At 70.4% G+C, this 20,211-nt stretch carries 20 protein-coding genes; 11 read left to right on the forward strand and 9 right to left on the reverse strand.

Annotation, left to right across the window (positions count from 1 at the left end; genetic code table 11):
- Positions 1–6: 6 nt before the first annotated feature.
- Genes ACS5RC_RS21170 through phnN form a run of 5 tightly spaced genes read left to right on the forward strand, consistent with a single transcriptional unit; the run spans position 7 to position 4,028 of the window.
- Positions 7–855, forward strand: coding sequence for an alpha-D-ribose 1-methylphosphonate 5-phosphate C-P-lyase PhnJ (locus ACS5RC_RS21170; protein WP_478345948.1), 849 nt, complete (start codon positions 7–9; stop codon positions 853–855).
- Positions 852–1,625 carry a phosphonate C-P lyase system protein PhnK gene (phnK, locus tag ACS5RC_RS21175; RefSeq protein WP_478345887.1) on the forward strand — a complete coding sequence of 258 codons (774 nt, stop codon included), beginning with the start codon at positions 852–854 and terminating at the stop codon, positions 1,623–1,625. Before ACS5RC_RS21170 ends, phnK begins: the two co-directional genes overlap by 4 nt.
- Positions 1,622–2,329: a phosphonate C-P lyase system protein PhnL gene (gene phnL, locus ACS5RC_RS21180; RefSeq protein ID WP_478345888.1), complete on the forward strand. Its 708-nt coding sequence runs from the start codon at positions 1,622–1,624 to the stop codon at positions 2,327–2,329. Before phnK ends, phnL begins: the two co-directional genes overlap by 4 nt.
- A gap of 14 nt (positions 2,330–2,343) precedes the next feature.
- Positions 2,344–3,486: an alpha-D-ribose 1-methylphosphonate 5-triphosphate diphosphatase gene (locus tag ACS5RC_RS21185; RefSeq protein WP_478345889.1), complete on the forward strand. Its 1,143-nt coding sequence runs from the start codon at positions 2,344–2,346 to the stop codon at positions 3,484–3,486.
- On the forward strand, positions 3,486–4,028 hold the full coding sequence (gene phnN, locus ACS5RC_RS21190) for a phosphonate metabolism protein/1,5-bisphosphokinase (PRPP-forming) PhnN (RefSeq protein WP_478345890.1): 543 nt from the start codon (positions 3,486–3,488) through the stop codon (positions 4,026–4,028). Before ACS5RC_RS21185 ends, phnN begins: the two co-directional genes overlap by 1 nt.
- Here phnN and ACS5RC_RS21195 read toward each other — a convergent pair.
- The 4 genes from ACS5RC_RS21195 to ACS5RC_RS21210 all read right to left on the reverse strand — a co-directional run bounded on the left by ACS5RC_RS21195 (position 4,010) and on the right by ACS5RC_RS21210 (position 6,935).
- On the reverse strand, positions 4,010–4,798 hold the full coding sequence (locus ACS5RC_RS21195) for an SDR family NAD(P)-dependent oxidoreductase (protein ID WP_478345891.1): 789 nt from the start codon (positions 4,796–4,798) through the stop codon (positions 4,010–4,012). The genes phnN and ACS5RC_RS21195 overlap by 19 nt on opposite strands.
- Before the next feature lie 330 nt (positions 4,799–5,128).
- Positions 5,129–6,079 (reverse strand): hypothetical protein, encoded by a 951-nt coding sequence (locus ACS5RC_RS21200; RefSeq protein WP_478345892.1) that lies wholly within the window; start codon positions 6,077–6,079, stop codon positions 5,129–5,131.
- Between the two features lie 341 nt (positions 6,080–6,420).
- Positions 6,421–6,732 carry a hypothetical protein gene (locus ACS5RC_RS21205; RefSeq protein WP_478345893.1) on the reverse strand — a complete coding sequence of 104 codons (312 nt, stop codon included), beginning with the start codon at positions 6,730–6,732 and terminating at the stop codon, positions 6,421–6,423.
- A 68-nt stretch (positions 6,733–6,800) separates the two neighbouring features.
- Positions 6,801–6,935: a hypothetical protein gene (locus ACS5RC_RS21210; protein ID WP_478345894.1), complete on the reverse strand. Its 135-nt coding sequence runs from the start codon at positions 6,933–6,935 to the stop codon at positions 6,801–6,803.
- Between the two features lie 158 nt (positions 6,936–7,093).
- Here ACS5RC_RS21210 and ACS5RC_RS21215 point away from each other — a divergent pair, with 158 nt between their 5' ends.
- A complete protein-coding gene (locus tag ACS5RC_RS21215) occupies positions 7,094–7,567 on the forward strand; it encodes a nuclear transport factor 2 family protein (RefSeq protein WP_478345895.1) in 474 nt (157 codons plus the stop codon).
- 226 nt (positions 7,568–7,793) lie between these two features.
- Positions 7,794–9,281 (forward strand): GGDEF domain-containing protein, encoded by a 1,488-nt coding sequence (locus ACS5RC_RS21220; protein WP_478345896.1) that lies wholly within the window; start codon positions 7,794–7,796, stop codon positions 9,279–9,281.
- A gap of 25 nt (positions 9,282–9,306) precedes the next feature.
- Here ACS5RC_RS21220 and ACS5RC_RS21225 read toward each other — a convergent pair whose 3' ends face one another.
- The 4 genes from ACS5RC_RS21225 to ydiJ all read right to left on the reverse strand — a co-directional run bounded on the left by ACS5RC_RS21225 (position 9,307) and on the right by ydiJ (position 13,792).
- The gene (locus tag ACS5RC_RS21225) at positions 9,307–9,480 is read right to left on the reverse strand and encodes a hypothetical protein (RefSeq protein ID WP_478345897.1); all 174 of its coding nucleotides are present in this window, start codon (positions 9,478–9,480) and stop codon (positions 9,307–9,309) included.
- Positions 9,481–9,623: 143 nt separating this feature from the next.
- Complete coding sequence (locus ACS5RC_RS21230; protein ID WP_478345898.1) at positions 9,624–10,106, reverse strand: response regulator; 483 nt, start codon at positions 10,104–10,106, stop codon at positions 9,624–9,626.
- Positions 10,107–10,340: 234 nt separating this feature from the next.
- The gene (locus ACS5RC_RS21235) at positions 10,341–10,739 is read right to left on the reverse strand and encodes a VOC family protein (protein ID WP_478345899.1); all 399 of its coding nucleotides are present in this window, start codon (positions 10,737–10,739) and stop codon (positions 10,341–10,343) included.
- On the reverse strand, positions 10,736–13,792 hold the full coding sequence (gene ydiJ, locus ACS5RC_RS21240; RefSeq protein WP_478345900.1) for a D-2-hydroxyglutarate dehydrogenase YdiJ: 3,057 nt from the start codon (positions 13,790–13,792) through the stop codon (positions 10,736–10,738). Before ydiJ ends, ACS5RC_RS21235 begins: the two co-directional genes overlap by 4 nt.
- Positions 13,793–13,974: 182 nt before the next feature.
- On the opposite strand from ydiJ, the gene ACS5RC_RS21245 reads away from it, so the two are divergent.
- The 4 genes from ACS5RC_RS21245 to ACS5RC_RS21260 all read left to right on the forward strand — a co-directional run bounded on the left by ACS5RC_RS21245 (position 13,975) and on the right by ACS5RC_RS21260 (position 18,887).
- Positions 13,975–14,538, forward strand: coding sequence for a PepSY domain-containing protein (locus tag ACS5RC_RS21245; RefSeq protein ID WP_478345901.1), 564 nt, complete (start codon positions 13,975–13,977; stop codon positions 14,536–14,538).
- 380 nt (positions 14,539–14,918) lie between these two features.
- Positions 14,919–16,193: an oxalate/formate MFS antiporter gene (oxlT, locus tag ACS5RC_RS21250; protein WP_478345902.1), complete on the forward strand. Its 1,275-nt coding sequence runs from the start codon at positions 14,919–14,921 to the stop codon at positions 16,191–16,193.
- Between the two features lie 170 nt (positions 16,194–16,363).
- Positions 16,364–18,103 carry an oxalyl-CoA decarboxylase gene (oxc, locus tag ACS5RC_RS21255; protein WP_478345949.1) on the forward strand — a complete coding sequence of 580 codons (1,740 nt, stop codon included), beginning with the start codon at positions 16,364–16,366 and terminating at the stop codon, positions 18,101–18,103.
- An 88-nt stretch (positions 18,104–18,191) separates the two neighbouring features.
- Positions 18,192–18,887: an alpha/beta hydrolase gene (locus ACS5RC_RS21260; protein WP_478345903.1), complete on the forward strand. Its 696-nt coding sequence runs from the start codon at positions 18,192–18,194 to the stop codon at positions 18,885–18,887.
- Between the two features lie 12 nt (positions 18,888–18,899).
- Here ACS5RC_RS21260 and ACS5RC_RS21265 read toward each other — a convergent pair whose 3' ends face one another.
- Positions 18,900–20,129, reverse strand: coding sequence for an HPP family protein (locus ACS5RC_RS21265; RefSeq protein ID WP_478345904.1), 1,230 nt, complete (start codon positions 20,127–20,129; stop codon positions 18,900–18,902).
- Positions 20,130–20,211 lie beyond the last annotated feature (82 nt).

The raw sequence follows: 20,211 nt of genomic DNA on the forward strand, positions 1-20,211 counted from the left end.
CGGACGATGCCGGAGGCGGGCTACAACTTCGCCTATCTGGACGAGGGCACCAAGCGGATGATCCGCCGGGCGATCCTCAAGGCCATCGCGATCCCCGGCTACCAAGTGCCGTTCGCGGCGCGCGAGATGCCAATGCCCTACGGCTGGGGCACCGGCGGGGTGCAGGTGACGGCCGCGATCCTCGGCGCCTCGGACGTGCTCAAGGTGATCGACCAGGGCGCCGACGACACCACCAACGCCGTCTCGATCCGGCGCTTCTTCACCGCGACCGCGGGGGTGGCCACCACGACGCGCACGCAGGACGCCACGGTGATCCAGACCCGGCACCGTATCCCGGAGGCGCCACTGACCGAGGGACAGGTCCTCGTCTATCAGGTGCCGATCCCCGAGCCCCTGCGGTTCCTCGAGCCGCGCGAGACCGAGACGCGCCAACTCCACGCGCTCTCCGAATACGGGCTGATGCACGTCAAGCTCTACGAGGACATCGCCCGCCACGGCCACATCGCCACCACCTACGCCTATCCGGTGGAAGTGGCGGGACGCTACGTCATGGACCCGTCCCCGACGCCCAAGTTCGACAACCCGAAGATGGACGATTGCCCGGCGCTCCAGCTCTTCGGCGCGGGTCGGGAGAAGCGCATCTACGCGGTGCCCCCCTATACGCGGGTGCGCAGCCTCGATTTCGAGGACCATCCCTTCCGGGTCCAGAGCTTCGACACGCCCTGCGCGCTCTGCGGCGCCGAGGGCGTCTACCTCGACGAGGTCGTGCTCGACGATGCCGGAGGGCGCATGTTCGTCTGCTCGGATACCGACCATTGCGAGGATCGCCGCACCCGCGCGGGAGAGGCCGCATGACCGAGCCGCTCCTCGTCGCTCGCGATCTCACCAAGCGCTACGGTGCCCGCTCCGCCTGCGATCGCATCGGCTTCAGCCTGGACGCGGGCGAGGTGCTGGCTGTGGTGGGCGAATCCGGCTCCGGCAAGTCGACCCTGCTCGCGCTGATCGCCGGGGAGATCGCGGCCGATGCGGGCCGCGTCGCCTACCGGATGCGCGACGGCGTCACCCGCGACCTCGCCGCGCTGCCCGAGGCCGAGCGCCGGGCCCTGATGCGGACCGATTGGGGCTTCGTCCGCCAGGACGCGGCGCAGGGCCTGCGCATGGCCGTCTCGGCCGGCGGCAATGTCGGCGAGCGCCTGATGGGCGTCGGCGAGCGCCATTACGGGCGCATCCGCGCCAGCGCCCTCGACTGGCTCGCCCGGGTCGAGATCGCCGGGGACAGGATCGACGACCCGTCGACGCGCTTCTCCGGGGGCATGCGCCAGCGCCTCCAGATCGCCCGCAACCTCGTCACCCATCCGCGCCTCGTGCTGATGGACGAGCCGACCTCCGGGCTCGACGTGTCGGTGCAGGCGCGCCTCCTCGACATGGTGCGCCGCCTCGTGTCCGAACTTGGCCTCGCGGTGATCATCGTCACCCATGACCTCGCGGTGGCGCGGCTCTTGTCGCACCGGATGCTGGTGATGCGTGCCGGCCGGGTGATCGAGACCGGTCTGACGGACCAAGTCCTCGACGATCCGCAGGAGGCCTACACCCAGCTCCTCGTCTCCTCGGTGCTCGCCGCATGACCCACCCGCTGATCGCGTTCGAGGGGGTGGGCAAGAGCTTCACCCTGCACCTGCGCGGGGGCGCCGTGCTGCCGGTGATCGCGGGCGTCGATCTCGCGGTGCATCCGGGCGAATGCGTCGTCCTCGGCGGCGCCTCGGGCACCGGTAAGTCGTCGCTCCTGAAGATGGCCTACGGCAATTATCGCTGCGCGCGGGGCGCCATCCGCATCCGCGACGGCGAGCGGGTAATCGACGTCGCCCGCGCCGAGCCGCGCGAGATCCTGGCGCTCCGTCGGTCCGTGGTCTCCTACGTCTCGCAATTCCTGCGGGTGATCCCGCGCGTCGGCACCCGGGCGGTGGTCGAGGCGGCGGGCATCGAGGGTGGGTTGAGTGCGGAGGTCGCGGGACGCCGCGCGGCCGACCTGCTCGACCGCCTCGGCCTGCCCGAGCGTCTGTGGGACCTGCCGCCGGCGACCTTCTCGGGCGGCGAACAGCAGCGGGTCAACATCGCCCGCGGGCTGATCGCGCCCCGACCCCTCCTGCTCCTCGACGAGCCGACCGCCTCGCTCGACGCGCGCAACCGCGCCGTGGTGATCGCGCTGATCCGCGAGCGGGTCGCGGCCGGCGCCGGCATCCTCGGGATCTTTCACGATGCGGAGGTGCGCGAGGCCGTCGCCACCCGGATCGTCGACGTCGCGGCCTTCGGAGAGAGGGCCGCCGCATGAGCACGGAGCGGGCGATGACGGGAGCGATCGGGATCGTCGAGAACGCGCGCCTTGTCCTGCCGGATCGCGTCGAGACCGGCTGGCTCGCGGTGGTGGACGGCCGCATCGCCGAGATCGGCGCGGGCCGCCCGCCGGAGCGCGGGCTCGACCTCGACGGCGACCTTCTGATCCCGGGGCTCGTCGAGCTGCATACCGATCATCTGGAGAGCCACTACGCGCCGCGCCCCGGCGTGCGCTGGCACCCCCTCGGGGCGGTACTTGCCTACGATGCGCAGATCGCCGCCTCCGGCATCACCACCGTCTTCGATTCGCTCCGAGCGGGCAGCGACCCGGACGGGAGCGGCCTCGGGCCGGAGCTCGAGGCGCTCGCCGGGGCGATTGCCGCGGCGCGCAGCGCCGACCTGTTCCGGGTCGAGCATCGGACGCATCTGCGCTGCGAGATTCCCTCCGCCGACGTGGTCGAGACGGTGGAGGCCTTTGCCGATCGCTATCCGGTCGGGCTGATCTCGCTGATGGACCACACCCCGGGCCAGCGGCAGTTCCGCGACGTCGCCAAGTACTACCAGTATGCGGGCCGCGGCGGCCGGCCGATCGAGGAGATCCGGGCCAACACCGAGCGGAAGATGCGGGAGGGGCGCGCCTTGAACGACCGCAACCGACCGATCCTGGTCGCGCTGGCGCGCGCCCGCGGCATCCCGCTGGCGAGCCACGACGACACGACGCTCGGCGACGTAGCGCTGTCGCGCGGCGAGGGCGTGGCGCTCGCCGAGTTCCCGACGACCCGCGAGGCGGCTGAGGCCTCGCACGCGGCCGGCATCACCGTGATGATGGGTGCCCCGAATCTGATCCGCGGCGGCTCGCATTCCGGCAACGTCGCGGCGCAGGACCTGGCCGAGGCCGGGCTCCTGAGCATCCTGTCGTCGGATTACGTGCCGGCGAGCCTGCTGATGGCGGTCTTCCAGCTTCCGGGCCGGGTCGCGGGCATCGACCTGCCGCGGGCCATCGCCACGGTCACGGCGAACCCCGCGCGGGCCACCGGTCTCGACGACCGCGGCCGGATCGCCGCGGGGCTGCGGGCCGACCTCGTGCGCGTGCGGATGGCGCAGGACGTGCCGGTGGTCCGCCAGGTCTGGCGCGCGGGCGAGCGGGTGGTGTGATGGCGGGCGGCTTCGTCCTCGTGGTCGGACCGAGCGGCGCCGGCAAGGATACCCTGATCGACCTCGCACGGGCCGAGCTCCGGGACGACCCGGCCTTCGCCTTCCCCAGCCGGCTCGTGACGCGACCGCCGTCGCCGCACGAGGACAATGTCGAGATCGCCGAGGCGGCGTTCGAGCGCGGGCACGCGGAGGCCGCCTTCGCCCTGAGCTGGCGCGCCCATGGCCTCGGCTACGCGGTTCCGGCGGAGACCGTGCAGGCCGCCTTGCAGGGGCGCCTCGTGGTCTGCAACGTCTCCCGCCGGGTCGTGGCCGAGGCGCGCAGACGGCTTCCCGCGACGCGGGTGGTGGCGGTGACGGCCGCGCCTGAGATCCTCGCCCGGCGCCTCGCCGCGCGCGGCCGGCCGGAGGACGGCGACCTCGCGGCGCGCCTTTCCCGCAGCGTGACGATCGACGCGGATCTCACGATCCGGAACGAGGGCGACCGGCTCGCCGCGGCCGCCCGGCTCGTCGCCTACCTGCGGGATCAGGCGGCGTCGCGGTAGCGCGCCGCGGCGTGCGCCTGCATGAAGTTCGGCAGCATCGCCTTGCGGGCGGCGTCGAAGGCGGCGAACTGACCGTCATCGGGCAGCGGCGGGATCGTGACGCTCTCGCGCCGGTCGAAGCCGACCAGGGCGGCATCGACCAGTTCCGCGGTCTCCATCGCGGCCGGCAGCGCGTTCACGTCGCGGCCGGAGCGCTCCCAGATCTCCGTTCGGGTGACGGACGGCAGCACCGCCTGGACGTAGACGCCTTTCGGACCGAGCTCGACCTGCAGACCCTGACTGAGGAACAGCACGAAGGCCTTGGTCGCGCCGTAGGTCGCCATGCCGAGTTCCGGCGCGAGACCGACGACCGAACCGATATTGACGATCGACCCCGAGCCCTGCGCCACGAATCGCGGGGCGACGGCGCTCGCGAGCCGCGTCAGCGCCACGACGTTCAGGTTGATCAGCGCGGCCGTCTGATCCGGGTCTTGGTCGAGGAAGCCGCCGTGGCCGGCGGCGCCGGCATTGTTGATCAGGATGCCGATCCGCTCATCCGCGCGCAGGCGTGCCTCGACCCGGACGAGATCGCCGGCGTCGGTGAGGTCGGCCGGGACCACGTCGACCGCGACGCCGGTCTCGCGCCGCAGGCGCTCGGCCAGGGTCTCGAGCCGGCCCGCGTCCCGGGCGACCAGGATCAGATCGTGCCCGCGCTTGGCGAAGCGATCGGCATAGACGGCGCCGATCCCCGAGGAGGCACCGGTGACGAGGACGGCTGGCTTGTTGGACATGGTCGACTTCCCTGGCTTTTGCATGACGATCGTCATGTAAAAACCGAAATGACGACCCGGCTGTCCGGCGTCAAGCGACCGAGGGCGGCAGCGGGTGAGGATCCGCACAGGGCGAGCGCCCGGCAGCAGGCTTCGGGTGTCGACGCGCGAAGGAGCGTCCCATCGAACGGGGCGCCGGCCGCCTCGGTGATCCGGGTCGCCCGGCGCGATTGACGCGCCGGGCAGGGTTCGGGATCCGATGCGGCGGCGGCCCGTGCCTCCGGGGGCGGATCGCCGTCGCCGGTCAACGCCCGTGACACGTCCCGCGGTCGGGACGTGTTTGGCCCGGCGTCAGGGGGCCTTCTTGGTTTCCATGCAGGTGGCGAGCTTGTCGAAGGCCTGATTCATGCCGGCCAGCGTGAACGGCACCGCGACGCCGTTGGCCTCGATGGTGACGACCTTGCCGGTCGTCAGGGCGACCACGGCCTCGCGGGTGCTCGGGACGTCGAGGCTCACCGTGCGCGCCGTGTCCGCCGTAATGGCGAACGGCACCGTGGCGCCCTGGTCGACGCGCCAGTTGCCCTTCACCGAGGCGCCCTTGTCGAACGGGAACTTCGACGCATTGGCGATCAGGCCGAGATTCTGGCCCACCCCGACCAGGGACAGGCCAGCCGCCTCGTTGAGGGCCATGCACCCGGCAAAGTCCTTGCCCGTGCCGATCGTCGTCACGGTGTAGGCGCCCGCCGGGCCGGGCGTGGCGGGCGCGGGTGCCGGAACCGGGGCCGCTGCCGTCGCGGCCGGCTTGGCGAGATTGCAGCGGCGCAGCGACTCGTAGCCCGCGGCGAAATCGGGGATCTCGAAATCGGCGTCGCCGTCATCGAACTTCAGAACGATCGTCTTGGCGGCCAGGAGATTCGGCACGATGCTGTCGGGAAACTGTGCGGCGAGGCTCGTACCGTCGCCGGTCCACGTCGCTTTCGGCGCGTAGAGCTTCTTGTCCAGGCTGAGCGGCGCCTTGACGCTCTCCTTCTTGCTCCAGCCCCATTTCTCGTAGACGAGGACGAGGTTGGCGTTGCTGCCGTCGAGGGCGAACACGACGGCGCTGGCGGCGTTGCCGTCATCCGCGTCCTTGTAGGCGCGGCTCATCAGGCAGCCGTTCGGGCCGGCATTCCCGGCCGATCGCTCGACCTCCCAGCCCTTCACCGTCTCGAAGGGCACGTCGGCGGCGGCCAAGGCCGACCCCGCGAGGGCACCGGTAAGCAGCAGGGCCGCGAGGGAGGCCTGGATCGACGAACGGAGCATGGGATTTCCTGGACCGTCGAACGGCACGACGGCATGGCCAAGGTTGCGGACCGAGAGGATCAGGTCGAGCGACCGTTCTAGCCGGAACAGCCAACGCGCCTGGACCCTGCTCTATCGTGATCGCCCGAGCTTGGCGCGAGCAAAGTCGCAACGATCCCCGAGATTGTTCGGGCACGAGGTCATAGACCGCGAGGTCAGATCTTCATGCCGTACTGGCAGGGTCCGAACTCAATTCGGCCTGGGCTGCCCGGTCCGATCGTGCAGAGGCTGCGCGGCGGCAGCACAAAGGTCCGTTTCGCCGGCAACACGGCTCGGGATGCCGGACTTCGGACCCGTGGAGATCACGGGTCGCCGATCCGGCACTCGACAGTCCGAGCACGCGGATAGCCGTAATAGATCGCCTCGGCCTTCGCGTCCGCATGCGGAGCCAGGTCGGCGATGAGGGCCTTGGCATTGTCGAGGTTGCGACCGCCGGTGCCGAGAAAGGCGCAGGTGATCGCCACTGCGCTCACGCTCGCGGAGCCGGCGTTCCTGACCTCGACCAGGGCCTTCTGAGGCTCGTGCGAATCCGGCGGGGTCTGCAGACTCGCCCTGGTGATCGTCACGCCGTCCGCCGCGAACGCAGCCGCCGACGCACCGACGAGGACAGCCATCGCCAGAGCAGCGCCGGCCCAGGCGATGCGGATCGGGGTCGGCGGCGCGTGCCGCGACGGATGATGCATCAGATCAGGTAGATCGTGCCGTGAAGCTTGAACACCTTCGGGCAATCGGCGTGATCGACCATCTTCTGTGCTTCCGCCATCGAGATCTGCCGCTCGGCCGCGATCTCCGCCAACGTCTTCCAGCGCGCAGTCATCCTGCTCTCCCGCATTATAATCCGTCCTGGCAACGGTCACGGTTGCATTTTGTTTCCAGCGTCCCGAAGGAATTATCGCCGGTCCGGCGACAGGATCATTCGATTGACGCTCCGCCCGCGGGTCTGTACCGATCGGTACAGATCGCGAGGAGCCGACGATGTCCGAGAGCCGCCCCCCCTTCCCGCCCTTCACCCGCGACTCCGCGATTCTGAAGGTGCGCGCCGCCGAGGATGGTTGGAACGGTCGCAACCCCGAGCGCGTCGCGCTCGCCTATACGGAGGATACGCGCTGGCGGAACCGCGCGGAGATCTTCCAGGGGCGCCCCGCCGTCGTCGCGTTCCTGACCCGCAAATGGTCGCGCGAGCACGAGTACCGCTTGATCAAGGAACTCTGGAGCTTCACGGACGACCGGATCGCGGTGCGCTTCGCCTACGAGTATCACGACGACGACGGCGCGTGGTTCCGGGCCTACGGCAACGAGAACTGGGAGTTCGACGCGAACGGCCTGATGCGGGCGCGCCACGCCAGCATCAACGACCTTCCGATCAGCGCCGACGAGCGGATGTTCCGCTGGGATCGGTCGGGGCCGCGGCCCGCGGATCATCCCGGCCTCTCCGATCTCGGGCTGTGAGCGCGGCGGCCGGGCGGACCAAGCCGCGTCTCGTGGGCCTCGGGAAACGCCGTTCGTCCGAGGGCCGACCCGCGCGCATCCAACTCTTACGTGCAACACCAAGCAAAGGTGCAACGGCAGCTTAGGACATCCGCGCTACGGTCGACCCGGACAGACGTGGCGACGGCAGATGCAGCTCACACCACCGCGGCGAGACGGAGCGGAACGCCTCACACGGTTCTCGCGGGTGCTGTTCGCCGCCAGCCTGACCGTCATCGTGGCACTCGGCGCGATGGCCACGGGTCTGATCGTCAACCTCCAGCGCACGGCCTGGAGCGAGGCCAAGCGCGACTCGGAAACGCTGCTCCGCAGCGTCGAACGCACGCTGGATCGCGACCTCGAACTCTACGATCTCTCCCTGCAGGCCGTGGTCGCGCGGTTGCAGAATCCCGATCTGGAGAACGCCTCCCCTCAGATCCGCCAGCTCGCCCTGTTCGATCGCTCAGCGACGGCACAGGGGTTCGGCTCGATCTACGTTCTCGATACCCAGGGGCAGGCCTATATCGATTCCGGCGCCGTCGTTCCGCGGCCGTTGAACGCCGCCGCGCGCGAATATTTCAGGATCCATCGGGCATCCCAGGAGATCGGCCTCCATATCGGGCACCCGGTGGTCTCCGCGGTCTCGGGCAAGGCCGTCATCCCGCTCACGCGGCGCCTAGCCTACGCGGACGGATCCTTCGCCGGCGTCGTCCTCGGCACGCTCGAGGTCGCCTACTTCAACGGGATCTTCGAGCGCCTGAACGTCGAGCCCGGCACCGCCATCAACTTCTTCCACGCGGACGGCACCCTGCTCGTGCGGTCTCCGGCCGGAACCCTGGTGCCGGGGATCGACATGTCGGCGGCGCCGAGCGTCCAGCGCTTCATCCGCGAGGACGCCGGTCACCACGTCGCGCGCTCGACCATGGACGGCGTCGAGCGGATCTACAGCTTCATGCGCGTCGGCAACTGGCCCTTGCGCATCAACGTCGCGCGCGACGTGGCGCTGATCGACGCGACCTGGCAGCCGAAGGCGTTCGCGATCGGCGCGATGGTGCTGGTGATCTGCTGCGGCATCGGCACCCTGACGGTCTGGCTCCACGGCGAGATCCGGCTGCGCATCCGCGCCGAGACCGCAGCGAAGGCCGCGAACGCGGAACTGGAGCGTTTGGCGAGCACGGACGGCCTGACCGATCTGCCGAACCGGCGGCGCTTCGACCGGGCGCTCGCCGAGGCGCGGCGCACGGCCCGGGACCGGCCCGTCGCGCTGCTGCTGCTCGATACCGATTCGTTCAAGCGCTACAACGATATCTACGGCCATGTGGCGGGCGACGGCGCGCTCCGGGCCGTGGCCGACGTCCTACGGCGCGCGGCGGGCGAAGCCGGCGGGTTGGCCTGCCGGATCGGCGGCGAGGAATTCGCGGTCATCCTGACGGGCGTGACCGAGGAGGAGGCCTCGGATTGCGCGGAGCGCATCCGCGCGGCGGTCGCCGCGACCGGCATCCCGCATACGGGCCACGCCTTCAGTGTCGTCACCGTCAGCATCGGGGTGATGCACGCGAGCCGCTACCCGGACGGGACGATCGAGGAATGGTTCGTCACCGCGGACGCGGCGCTCTACCTGGCCAAGCGGACAGGCCGCAATCAGGTGCGGGTGTCCGGACTCGGCTACCAGGACCGCGCGGCCAAGGCGGCCTAGGGCGCGTGACCGCGAACCGGGGGCGTCATCGCCCGAGCGAGCGCCCGGCCTTCTGCACCATCTGCGACCAGGCCAAGGCCGCGGCCTGCGCCTGTGTCTTGGACGGAAAGGTGCGGACCGACTCGGCGAGGATCTCGCTGAGATCGTTCACCAAGACCCATTCCCACAGGCTACCCGTCGGCCGAACCTCGAAACGCATGACGTCCTCGTGCGAACTGTCCCATGCGGACGAGGATGCACCGCGAAAACCGCCGGATCCTCAACGGTTTGCCGGCTGAAACGACATAGGTTGGCTCGGGGTCGGCTTGTCCCGGCTATCCCCGTGATCCACAGGGCGGGATCTCAGCTCTTGTCCGGCTCGGTCGCGGGCGTTGCCAGCGCTCCGGCACCGTTGCCGGTCTGCGCGCCGCCCTGGAGGGGTATGCCGTCCGGCACCATGGGCAGGGCCGAGGCGTCCTCGTCGCCGAGATCGAGTTCGGCCTCGACGGACCGCATCAGCTCCGTGAACTCGTAGGGCTTCCGCAGGAGCCGGGCCCCCGGAGGCAGCTCGCGAGCAACGTCGAGGGACGCCCCGGCGGTCACGATGATGCCCACGTCCGGCCATTCCGCGTGTACCCGATGAGCCAGCTGGAGGCCGGTTTCGCGGCCCGCGAGCCGGCGCGCGGTGATCAGCAGGCGCACCGACCGAGGACCCCGCAGGATCGCCAGCGCCTCGTCCGCGCTGCGCACCTCGATGGCCTCGAAACCGGCATCGGTCAGCATGTCTGCGGTCACCAGACGGATCAGCTCGTCACCGTCGGCCACGAGCACGACAACCGGCTTCATGCCAAGACTCACCTAAGGCCCATCCCATGCCCGCGCGGCATCCGCGGATCCGCGGACGGGGCGCATCGCTTCGCGCCGCTTCCGTACACTACCAGACACACGTTAGGATACCCAAGGGTTGTATCTGTGACCCCCAAAAAACGTCCGGCCGAGCAGCGCCGCCCAGTGGATTCGCCCACGGCGCGGCCCTGTGCCGCGGCACCGAATTTCGCGCCATGCGTGTAGTCGGCCCGCTTAGACGGGCTTGCGCTCCAGAATCTCGATCCGGACACCGTCCGGGCCGTCCAGGAAGGCGACGCGCAGCTCGGGGCGCACCTGCGTGATGCCGCTGACGAGGGCGATGCCCCGCTCGGCCAGGTCGGCGACGGCCGCGTCGATGTCGGCGACGCCAAGGCCCAGATGCTCGATCCCGAGATGCGGCGGCTCGGCCGCATGGCGCAAGTCCGGCGGCGCCTGCTCGATGAAGACCGTCAATCCCCCGATGTCGAGCACGACGCGGCTCACCGCCGTTCCGCCGACGCGCCCCGTCTCGCGCGCGCCGAAGGTCTCGACGTAGAACCGCGCCGCCGCCACCGGGTCGCGGCTGCGCAGGTGGATGTGGTCGCATCGGTAGGCGATGGGCGACGTGCTCATGCGGCGTTCCTCGTCGGTTCGGGCGCGGCCCGCAGGTGGTCCAGCAGCGCCTGGACCGGATGGCGCAGGCTGCGGCCGTCCACGAGCTTGGCTTGGCAGCGGCAGGAATAGCCCGTCGCCAGGAGTGTGTCGTCCTGGGTCTCCGAGACGTGCCGAGCCCAGCTCTGCCGGTAGATCACCTCGGAGGTGGTCCGGTGGCCGGCCTCGTGCCCGTAGGTCCCGGCCATGCCGCAGCAGCCGGCTGCCGGCACGTCGAGCGTCAGCCCGAGACGGGCGAACAGCGCCTGCCAGTCCTTGCCGGCGTTCGGCAGGGCGGTGCGCTCGGTACAGTGGGTCAGCAGGCGCAGGCGCGGACCGTCGGCGCCGCGGACCGGGAGATCGGCCAAGCGCGCGGTGAGCCATTCCTGCACGAGCAGCACCTTCGGAGCCCGCTCGGCTCCGAGGGCCTCGGCATATTCGGAGCGGTAGGTCAGGGTCATGGACGGGTCGAGCCCGACCAGGGGCACACCGGTCGCGGCCAGCGCGTGCAGCATCGCGGCGTTGGCCTCGGCGGCCCTGGCGAAGCGCCCGAGGAAGCCGTGCACGTGCAGCGGCTTGCCGTTCGGCCGATAGGGCGCCAGCCAGGGCCGGTATCCGAGTTCCGCCAGCAAATCGCAGAGCGCGGCAACGACCGGCGCGTCGAAGTGGCTGGTGAAGGCATCCTGCACCACGACGACGGAGCGGGCGCGCTCGGCGTCCGGCAGCGCCCGAAGCGCATCCGGGCTGGCCACAGCCACCGCGCGGTCCGCCAGCAGCCGGCTCAGCGGCCGGGAGAGATCCGGGATCGCCACGAGGCCCGCCCGGCGCAGCACGGCGCGGGCGAGCGGGTTGCCCACGAGCAGGTTCGCGAGCCTGGGCGCGCGGGCGGCGAGCGGCAGCATCGGCTCCAGGGCCGCCACCAGATGATCCTTCAGCGGGCGCGGATAGCGCTCGTGATAGAGCGCCAGGAACTTCGCGCGGAAGCTCGGCACGTCGACCTTGATCGGGCAGGCGCTCGCGCAAGCCTTGCAGGCGAGACAGCCATCCATCGCCTCCTTCACCGTGTGGGAGAAATCCGCGTCGTCGGGTCGCCGGCGCAGGATCGCCCCGAGCGTCGCGGCAAGGCCGGAGCGCCGGTTCTCCGCGCTCGCCCGCCGCAGCGCCGCCGCCGGGTCGGTCCCGGCCTCGGCCGCGAGGCGCAGCCACTCGCGCATCAGCGAGGCCCGGCCCTTCGGCGAGTGGCGCCGCTCCCGCGTGGCCTTCCAGGACGGGCACATCGCCTCGTCGGTGTCGAAGCTGAAACAGGCCCCGTTGCCGTTGCAATGCAGCGCGGCATCGAATGCCCGGCGCACGGGCGGCGGGATGGTGCGGTCCTGCGCCCCCCGCCGCGGCACGCCGTCGATCCGGGTGAGTGCCGCCCCCTTGGCCGAGGCGATCTTGCCGGGATTGAGCCGGTCGCCCGGGTCGAAGGCGCGCTTCACCGCCTCGAGCGCCGGCACGAGCGGGCCGAACACCGCCGGCACGAACTCGGAGCGGAAGCCCTTGCCGTGCTCGCCCCAGAGCAGGCCGCCATACTTGCCCGTGAGGGCGACCACGCCCTCGGTGATCGTGCGGATCAGCGCGTCCTGCGCCGGGTCCTTCAGGTCGATCGCCGGCCGGACATGCAGCACGCCCGCATCCACGTGGCCGAACATGCCGTAGCGCAGGCCGTGGCCGTCGAGCAGGGCGCGGAACTCGGCGATGTAGTCGGCGAGCCGATCCGGCGGCACCGCCGTATCCTCCACGAAGGGAATGGGGCGCGCCTCGCCCTGCGCGGCGCCGAGCAGGCCGACCGCCTTCTTGCGCATCGTCCAGAGCCGCTCGACGGCCGGACCCCGCGCGACCGTGAAGCCGAGGCGCGAGGGGTTGTCCCCCGAGCCCAGCACGGCGGTCAGCCGCTCCAGCGCCGCCTCCACGGCGGCCGCGTCGTCGCCGACGAATTCCACGAGGTTGATGCCGTCGACCGTGCGTCCCCCCGGGTTATCGGGAAAGAAGGCCTGGACCCCGGACCAGCCGGTGTCGTTGCGGGCGAGCGCCAGCACGGTCGAATCGATCGTCTCGATGGAGGCCGGCCCGAACGGCAGCAGGGCCTGCGCATCGCGGAGAGCGGCGTCGAAGTCGACGTAGCTCAGCGCCACCAGAACCGAGGCTTTCGGGATCGGCAGGACGCGCAGCGTCGCCTCGGAGAAGAGCGCGAGCGTCCCCTCCGAGCCGCAGAGCAGCGCAGTCAGGTCGAAGCGGCCTCGCCCGTCGCGGACATGGGCGAGATCGTAGCCGGTGAGGCAGCGATTCAGCGGGGGAAACCGCTCGGCGATCAGGTCCGCGTTCTCCCGCACCACGGCGTCGACGGCGCGGTGGATCGCGCCGGCCCGGTCGTCGCGGGCCGTCACGGCGTCCAAGTCCGCCGCATCCAGCGGCCGGGTGCGCAGCACGCTCCCGTCGGCGAGCACGCAGGTCAGCTCGAGCACGTGGTCGCGGGTTTTCCCGTAGAGGCACGAGCCCTGGCCGCAGGCGTCGGTCGCGATCATGCCCCCAATCGTGGCGCGGTTCGAGGTCGAGAGTTCCGGGGCGAAGAACAGCCCGTGCGGCTTCAGCGCCCGGTTGAGCTGATCCTTCACCACCCCGGGCTCGACGCGCACGAAGCCCGCGACCGGGTCGATCTCCAGGATCCGCGTCATGTGACGCGACAGATCGACGACGAGCCCCTCGCCCAGGGACTGCCCGTTCGTCCCGGTGCCGCCGCCGCGGGGACGCACCACGATCTCAGCGAAGCGCGGATCGTCGAGCAGGCGCCCGATCCGCACGAGGTCGTCCTGGGTGCGCGGGAAGGCGATCGCCCCCGGCACCACTTGGTAGATCGAGTTGTCCGTCGCGAAGACCGTGCGATCGCCGTCGGCCAGGGTGAGGTCGCCCTCGAAGCCCCGCGCGGCAAGCTCGGCGCAGGCCGCGGCGTAGAGCGGCACGGCCTCTGAGGGTTGGGGCAGGCGCGGAATCATCCAGGCGGCTCGCGGGCGTGCCGCGCCCGGCGGCGCGGCCTCGCGAGCGGGATGCCAAGCGGGACGGCGCGGCGCAACCCCGCTCAACGGTCGCGGGCATCCGGGCTGAGGGGACCGCGCAACCAAGCGGACGGCACGGCGTTGCTCGGATCCGTTACAATCCCGAAACGTGAGACCCCGCCATGATCCGCCGCCTGACCGCCACCGCCGCCATCCTCGCCCTGACCACCGGTCTCGCGCTCGCCCAGAACCCGGCGACCACCGGCACGGCGACCAGCCAGTCGGACAGCAACCTCAAGGAGTACCAGGTCGCTCAGAAGAGCAAGATCGGCCTCGGCCAGGCCCTCGCCACGGCCGAGAGCCAGGGCGACAAGGGCCGTGCCATCGACGCCGATTTCGAGAAGGCCGACAGCAAGAACCCGGCCCATTACAGCATCAAGGTCGTCTACCCCGACGGGAAGCTGGTGGAGTACGGCATCAACGCCGACACCGGCGCGCTCTACAAGAGCGAGAACCAGCCGATCGAGCGCTACTTCACGCGCCTGAAGGTCAGCGACTTCCAGAACGCGAAGACCTCGCTGAAGGACGCCCTCGCCATCGCCGAGCAGAAGGCCGGCGGCGGCAAGGCCTACGAGGCCGAGGTCGAGCGCGAGGGGTCGTCGGTGCAGTACGAGATCAAGGTCGCGCTGGCCGACCGCGAGCAGGAGGTCAAGGTCGGGCCGGACGGCACCGTCGTCTCGAAGTAACGCCCCGAGGAACGGAGGCGTTCGGACACCCGTTCCGAACGCCCTGATCCATCAGGTTCTGCAGGCCCCGATCCCCGGATCGGGGCCTTTTTCCTGCGGCCGACCCGGCGGGATGGATCCGCGGCCCGGCACTAAAGTGCCGCTTTCCTCGCCCGAAGCCCGGCCAAGGTGACAGATTCACGGCACCTTCACCCGCCATTGATTGACAGCGCGACTCGAATCGGAACAGTCTTGCATCTGGTATACAGTCGACCAGAAGACGCGGATCGGAGGAGTGGGGGTCGCGGCAGAGCTGCCGCTCAATCAGCGCGCGACGTCGTCCGAAGCTCGACCGGAGACGAACAGCGCCGTCATCAAATAAGAACCCTTGGAGGAAACAGATGATTGAGCAAGGCCAAAAACCGAGCGGTGGCCGCTGGCTGCAGCTCGTGTTCGGCATCGTGTGCATGTGCATGATCGCCAACATGCAGTACGGGTGGACGTTCTTCGTCAACCCGATCCAGGAGCGTCACGGCTGGGACCGTGCCGCCATCCAGATCGCCTTCACGGTCTTCGTCGTCACCGAGACGTGGCTAGTGCCGATCGAGGGCTACTTCGTCGACAAGTACGGCCCGCGCATCGTCACCCTGATCGGCGGCTTTCTCTGCGGCCTCGCCTGGGTGATCAACGCCTATGCCGACAGCCTGACCGTCCTCTACATCGCCGCAGCCATCGGCGGCACGGGCGCCGGCGCGGTCTACGGTACCTGCGTGGGTAACTCGCTGAAGTGGTTCCCCGACCGCCGCGGCCTCGCGGCCGGCCTCACCGCGATGGGCTTCGGAGCGGGATCGGCCCTCACCGTCGTGCCGATCCAGGCGATGATCAAGTATCAGGGCTACGAGGCCGCCTTCTTCTGGTTCGGCATCGGCCAGGGCCTCATCGTCATGCTGCTCGCCCTGTTCCTGGTCGCGCCGAAGAAGGGCGATGTTCCGGCCGTGAACAAGGTCAGCCAGAGCCGGCGCGACTACAAGCCGTCCGAGACCGTGCGCACCCCGATCTTCTGGGTGATGTACGCGATGTTCGTGATGATGGCGGCCGGCGGCCTGATGGCCACCGCCCAGCTCGGTCCGATCGCCAAGGACTTCCACATCGCCGACGTGCCGGTCAGCCTGCTCGGCATCACCCTGCCGGCCCTCACCTTCGCGGCGACGCTCGACCGGGTGCTCAACGGCGTGACTAGGCCGTTCTTCGGCTGGGTCTCCGACCGGATCGGGCGCGAGAACACCATGTTCATCTCGTTCGGCATCGAGGGCCTCGGCATCTACGCGCTCAGCGTGTTCGGCCAGGATCCGATCGCCTTCGTGCTGCTCACGGGTCTCGTGTTCTTCGCCTGGGGCGAGATCTACTCGCTGTTCCCGGCGACCTGTGGCGACATCTTCGGCTCGAAATATGCGGCCACGAACGCCGGCCTGCTCTACACCGCCAAGGGCACGGCGGCCCTGATCGTGCCCTACACGAGCATCCTGACCACGATGACCGGCAGCTGGCACACCGTGTTCCTGCTCGCCGCCGGCCTCAACATCCTGGCGGCCTTCATGGCGCTCTTCGTGCTCAAGCCGATGCGCGCCGCCTACACGAAGCCCGAGCAGGGGCTCTCCACCGTCCCCGCGCAATAGCGCGAGCACCCCACGACACGGCGGTCCGACCCTTGCGCCGGACCGCCATCACCCCGGACCCGACAGATCGCGCCGCCCGGCCGGCGCGTTGAGACACTTGAGAAGGACGCGTCATGGACCGCAGCGCGCACGACCACGCCACCTCCGCCAAGGATTCCGTGGAACACCCGATGAATCACGCGACGGATGCGGGCCATACCCGCCACGAGGCGGAGACCGAACTCACCGACGGCTTCCACCTCGTCATCGACGCGCTGAAGCTCAACGGCATCGACACGATCTACGGCGTGCCGGGCATCCCGATCACCGATCTCGGCCGCATGGCGCAGGCCGAGGGCATGCGGGTGATCTCGTTCCGCCACGAGCAGAACGCGGGCAACGCCGCCGCGATCGCCGGCTTCCTCACCAAGAAGCCCGGCATCTGCCTCACGGTCTCGGCGCCCGGCTTCCTCAACGGCCTGACCGCGCTCGCCAACGCCACCACCAACTGCTTCCCGATGATCCTGATCTCGGGCTCCTCCGAGCGCGAGATCGTCGATCTGCAGCAGGGCGACTACGAGGAGATGGACCAGCTCGCCATCGCCAAGCCCTTGTGCAAGGCCGCCTTCCGCGTGCTGCACGCGGCCGATATCGGCATCGGTGTCGCCCGCGCCATCCGCGCCGCCGTCTCGGGCCGTCCCGGCGGCGTCTATCTCGACCTGCCGGCCAAGCTGTTTTCCCAGGTGATCGACGCCGATCTCGGCGCGCGGTCCCTCGTCAAGGTGATCGACCCGGCCCCGGCCCAGCGGCCCGGCACCGAGGCCGTCGCCCGTGCCCTCGACGTCCTGAAGGGCGCCGAGCGCCCGCTCATCATCCTCGGCAAGGGCGCCGCCTACGCCCAGGCCGACGAGGCGATCCGCGAGCTCGTCGAGCGGAGCGGCATCCCCTATGTGCCGATGAGCATGGCCAAGGGCCTCCTGCCCGACACCCACCCGCAATCGGCCGGCGCGGCCCGCTCCACGGTGCTGAAGGACGCCGACGTGGTGCTCCTCGTCGGCGCCCGCCTCAACTGGCTCCTGTCGCACGGCAAAGGCAAGACCTGGGGCGCGCCGGGCTCGAAGAAGTTCATCCAGATCGACATCGAGCCGCGGGAGATGGACTCGAACGTCGAGATCGTCGCTCCGCTCGTCGGCGACATCGGCTCCTGCGTCCAAGCCCTGCTCGACGGCATGCGCGGCGGCTGGACCGCGCCGCCGGCCGCGTGGCTCGACACCATCAAGGCGAAGAAGGACGCCAACATCGCCAAGATGGATCAGAAGCTGCGCCGCAACGTTGCGCCGATGGACTTCCACGGCGCGCTCGGCGCCCTGCGCACGGTGATCAAGGCCCGGCCCGACGCGATCCTCGTCAACGAGGGCGCCAACACCCTCGACCTCGCCCGCGGGATCATCGACATGTACCAGCCGCGCAAGCGCCTGGACGTCGGCACCTGGGGCGTGATGGGCATCGGCATGGGCTTCGCGATCGCGGCGGCCGTCGAGACCGGCAAGCCGGTGCTCGCGGTCGAGGGCGACAGCGCCTTCGGCTTCTCCGGCATGGAGGTCGAGACGATCTGCCGGTACAACCTGCCGGTCTGCATCGTGGTGTTCAACAACAACGGCATCTATCGCGGCACCGACAAGGACCCGACCGGGCGCGATCCCGGCACCACGGTCTTCGTGGCCGATTCCCGCTACGACCGCATGATGGAGGCCTTCGGCGGCGTCGGCGCCCACGTGACGACGCCGGACGAGCTCTCCCGCGCGGTCAACGAGGCGATGGATTCGGGCCGTCCGACCCTCATCAATGCCGTGATCGATCCGGAGGCCGGCAGCGAGAGCGGCAACATCGGCAGCCTGAACCCGCAGAGCACGCTGAAGAAGAAGGCCTGATCCGGCCGGCCGGAAGGCCGACCGCCCTCTGACGAACGCCACGACGTGCGGACCTCCGGTCCGCACGTCTTTTCATTCCGGTGCTGCGATGACCGACGGTCCTATCCTCGACCCCGCCCTCGCCGGCCGGCTCACGTTCCGCCCGCGCCTGCCGACCGAGCCGCCCCTCCCCCCGGGCCGGCACGCGCTCGGCCTGTTCCCGGAGCGCGACGCGGTGCTGGTGGTGCCGGAGGGCCTCGACGCCCGCCGGCCTGCGCCCCTCGTCGTGCTGTTCCACGGCGGCGGCGGCAGCGCGGAGCGGATCCTGCCGATGCTGGAGGGCCATGCCGCGGCGCGCGGCTTCCTGCTCCTCGCCCCCCAGTCGCTATACCCGACCTGGGACCTCGTCATCGCCGGGCACGGACCGGACCGCGAGCGGCTCGATGCGGCGCTCGCCGCGGTCTCGGCGCGGTTTCTGATCGATCCGGGCCGCTTCGCCTTCGCGGGCCATTCGGACGGGGGCAGCTACACCCTGGCGATGGGTCTGACGAACGGCGACCTCGCGAGCCACCTGATCGTCTCCTCGGCGGGATTCCTCGCCGTGCAGGTTCAGGCCGGCGCGCCCTGCATCTTCCTCTCGCACGGCACCCGGGACACCCAGATCCCGATCGACCGCAGCGCCCGCGTCCACGCCGCCGGGCTGCGGCGGGCGGGCTACGACCTCACCTATGTCGAGTACGACGGCCCGCACGCCTACGACCCGGACGTGGTCGCCCAGGCCGTCGCCTTCTTCCTGGAGGACTGACAGTCGGGCCCGTCAGGCCGGCGTTCCGCTCGGCTGCTTCACCCGCGGCAGCATCGTCGGCTCGGGCAGGACGGACGGCTGGTCCCCGTCCGCCTTGTGCTCGGCGGCGTCGGCCAGCAGGGCGGCGACGAGGTCCGATTGCGAGACGATGCCCGCGAGATTGCCGCGCTCGTCCACCACCGGCAGGTGGTGGAGGCCGGCATCGGACATGCGCAGCACCACCTCCGCCACCGACATCTCCGGCCGCACTACCTCGACGGCGGTGGTCATGATGTCCTCGACCGCGCCCGAGGGCGCCCGGCCGCGGCTGAACGTGAGCCGCAGGCGGCGGCCGAGGCCGATGCGGGGCCCTCCCCCGTCCCAGACCGCCTTGTCGAGGATGTCGGTCTGGGTCACGATCCCCAGCACCTGGGCGCGCTCGTCTGTGACCGGAAGCACCTTGATGTGGTGACGCCGGATCAGGTCGAGGGCCTCGCGCAACGGTGCGCCGGGCGCCACCGCGATCACGTCCCGCGACATGATATCCGCGCAGCGGGTCTGGCCTGAGCGGCGCCGATAGGAGCGGATTTCGGCCTGGCGGAGGATCATCTCCAGATCGCCGCGCCCGACATCGAGCACCTGGTCGTAGTCCTTCAGCACCGCGTCGAGATCGGCCGAGGAGAAGCCGGTGCGGGTCGACGGCGTCGGATCGGCCGTCCCGTGATCGAGGGCGGCGCGGGGCGGCAGGTGCGGGTAGGCGCGCCCGGTCAGGTTGTTGAAGAGGAGCGCGGCGGCGAGCAGGACCAGCGAGTTCGCGCCCACCGGCCAGAGCACGAAGCCGTAGCCGAGATCGTGTATCGCGCTCCCGCCGAGCACCGCCGTGAGGGCGACGGCCCCGCTCGGCGGATGCAGGCAGCGGAGCAGGCTCATCAGCCCGATGGCACAGCCGATCGCCAGCGCCGCCGCCACGGCCGGATCCGCCACCAGCCGGCCCGCCGTGACGCCGACGAGCGCCGCCACGAGATTGCCCACGAGGATCGACCAGGGCTGCGCCAGCGGACTCGCCGGCACCGCGAAGAGGAGCACGGCCGAGGCGCCCATCGGGGCGATGATCGCCGGAAGCGCGGCGCCGGTGCCCACCGCCGCCCGCCCGATCAGGGCGGTCGCCAGGATTCCGACGAGAGCGCCGCAGGCGGAGCGCAGGCGCTCCTGCGTGCTCATCGGCGGCAGATCCGGGAGAACGTGTCGCAGGCTCAGGCGCATGCCGTCGATCCTCGTGCGCGGAGGGGTTGGGATGGTGACAAACGAAGACGGCGCGCCCCGCGGGGACGCGCCGTCCTCTCAT

It is taken from the genome of Methylobacterium sp. HJ2 (assembly GCF_056431005.1).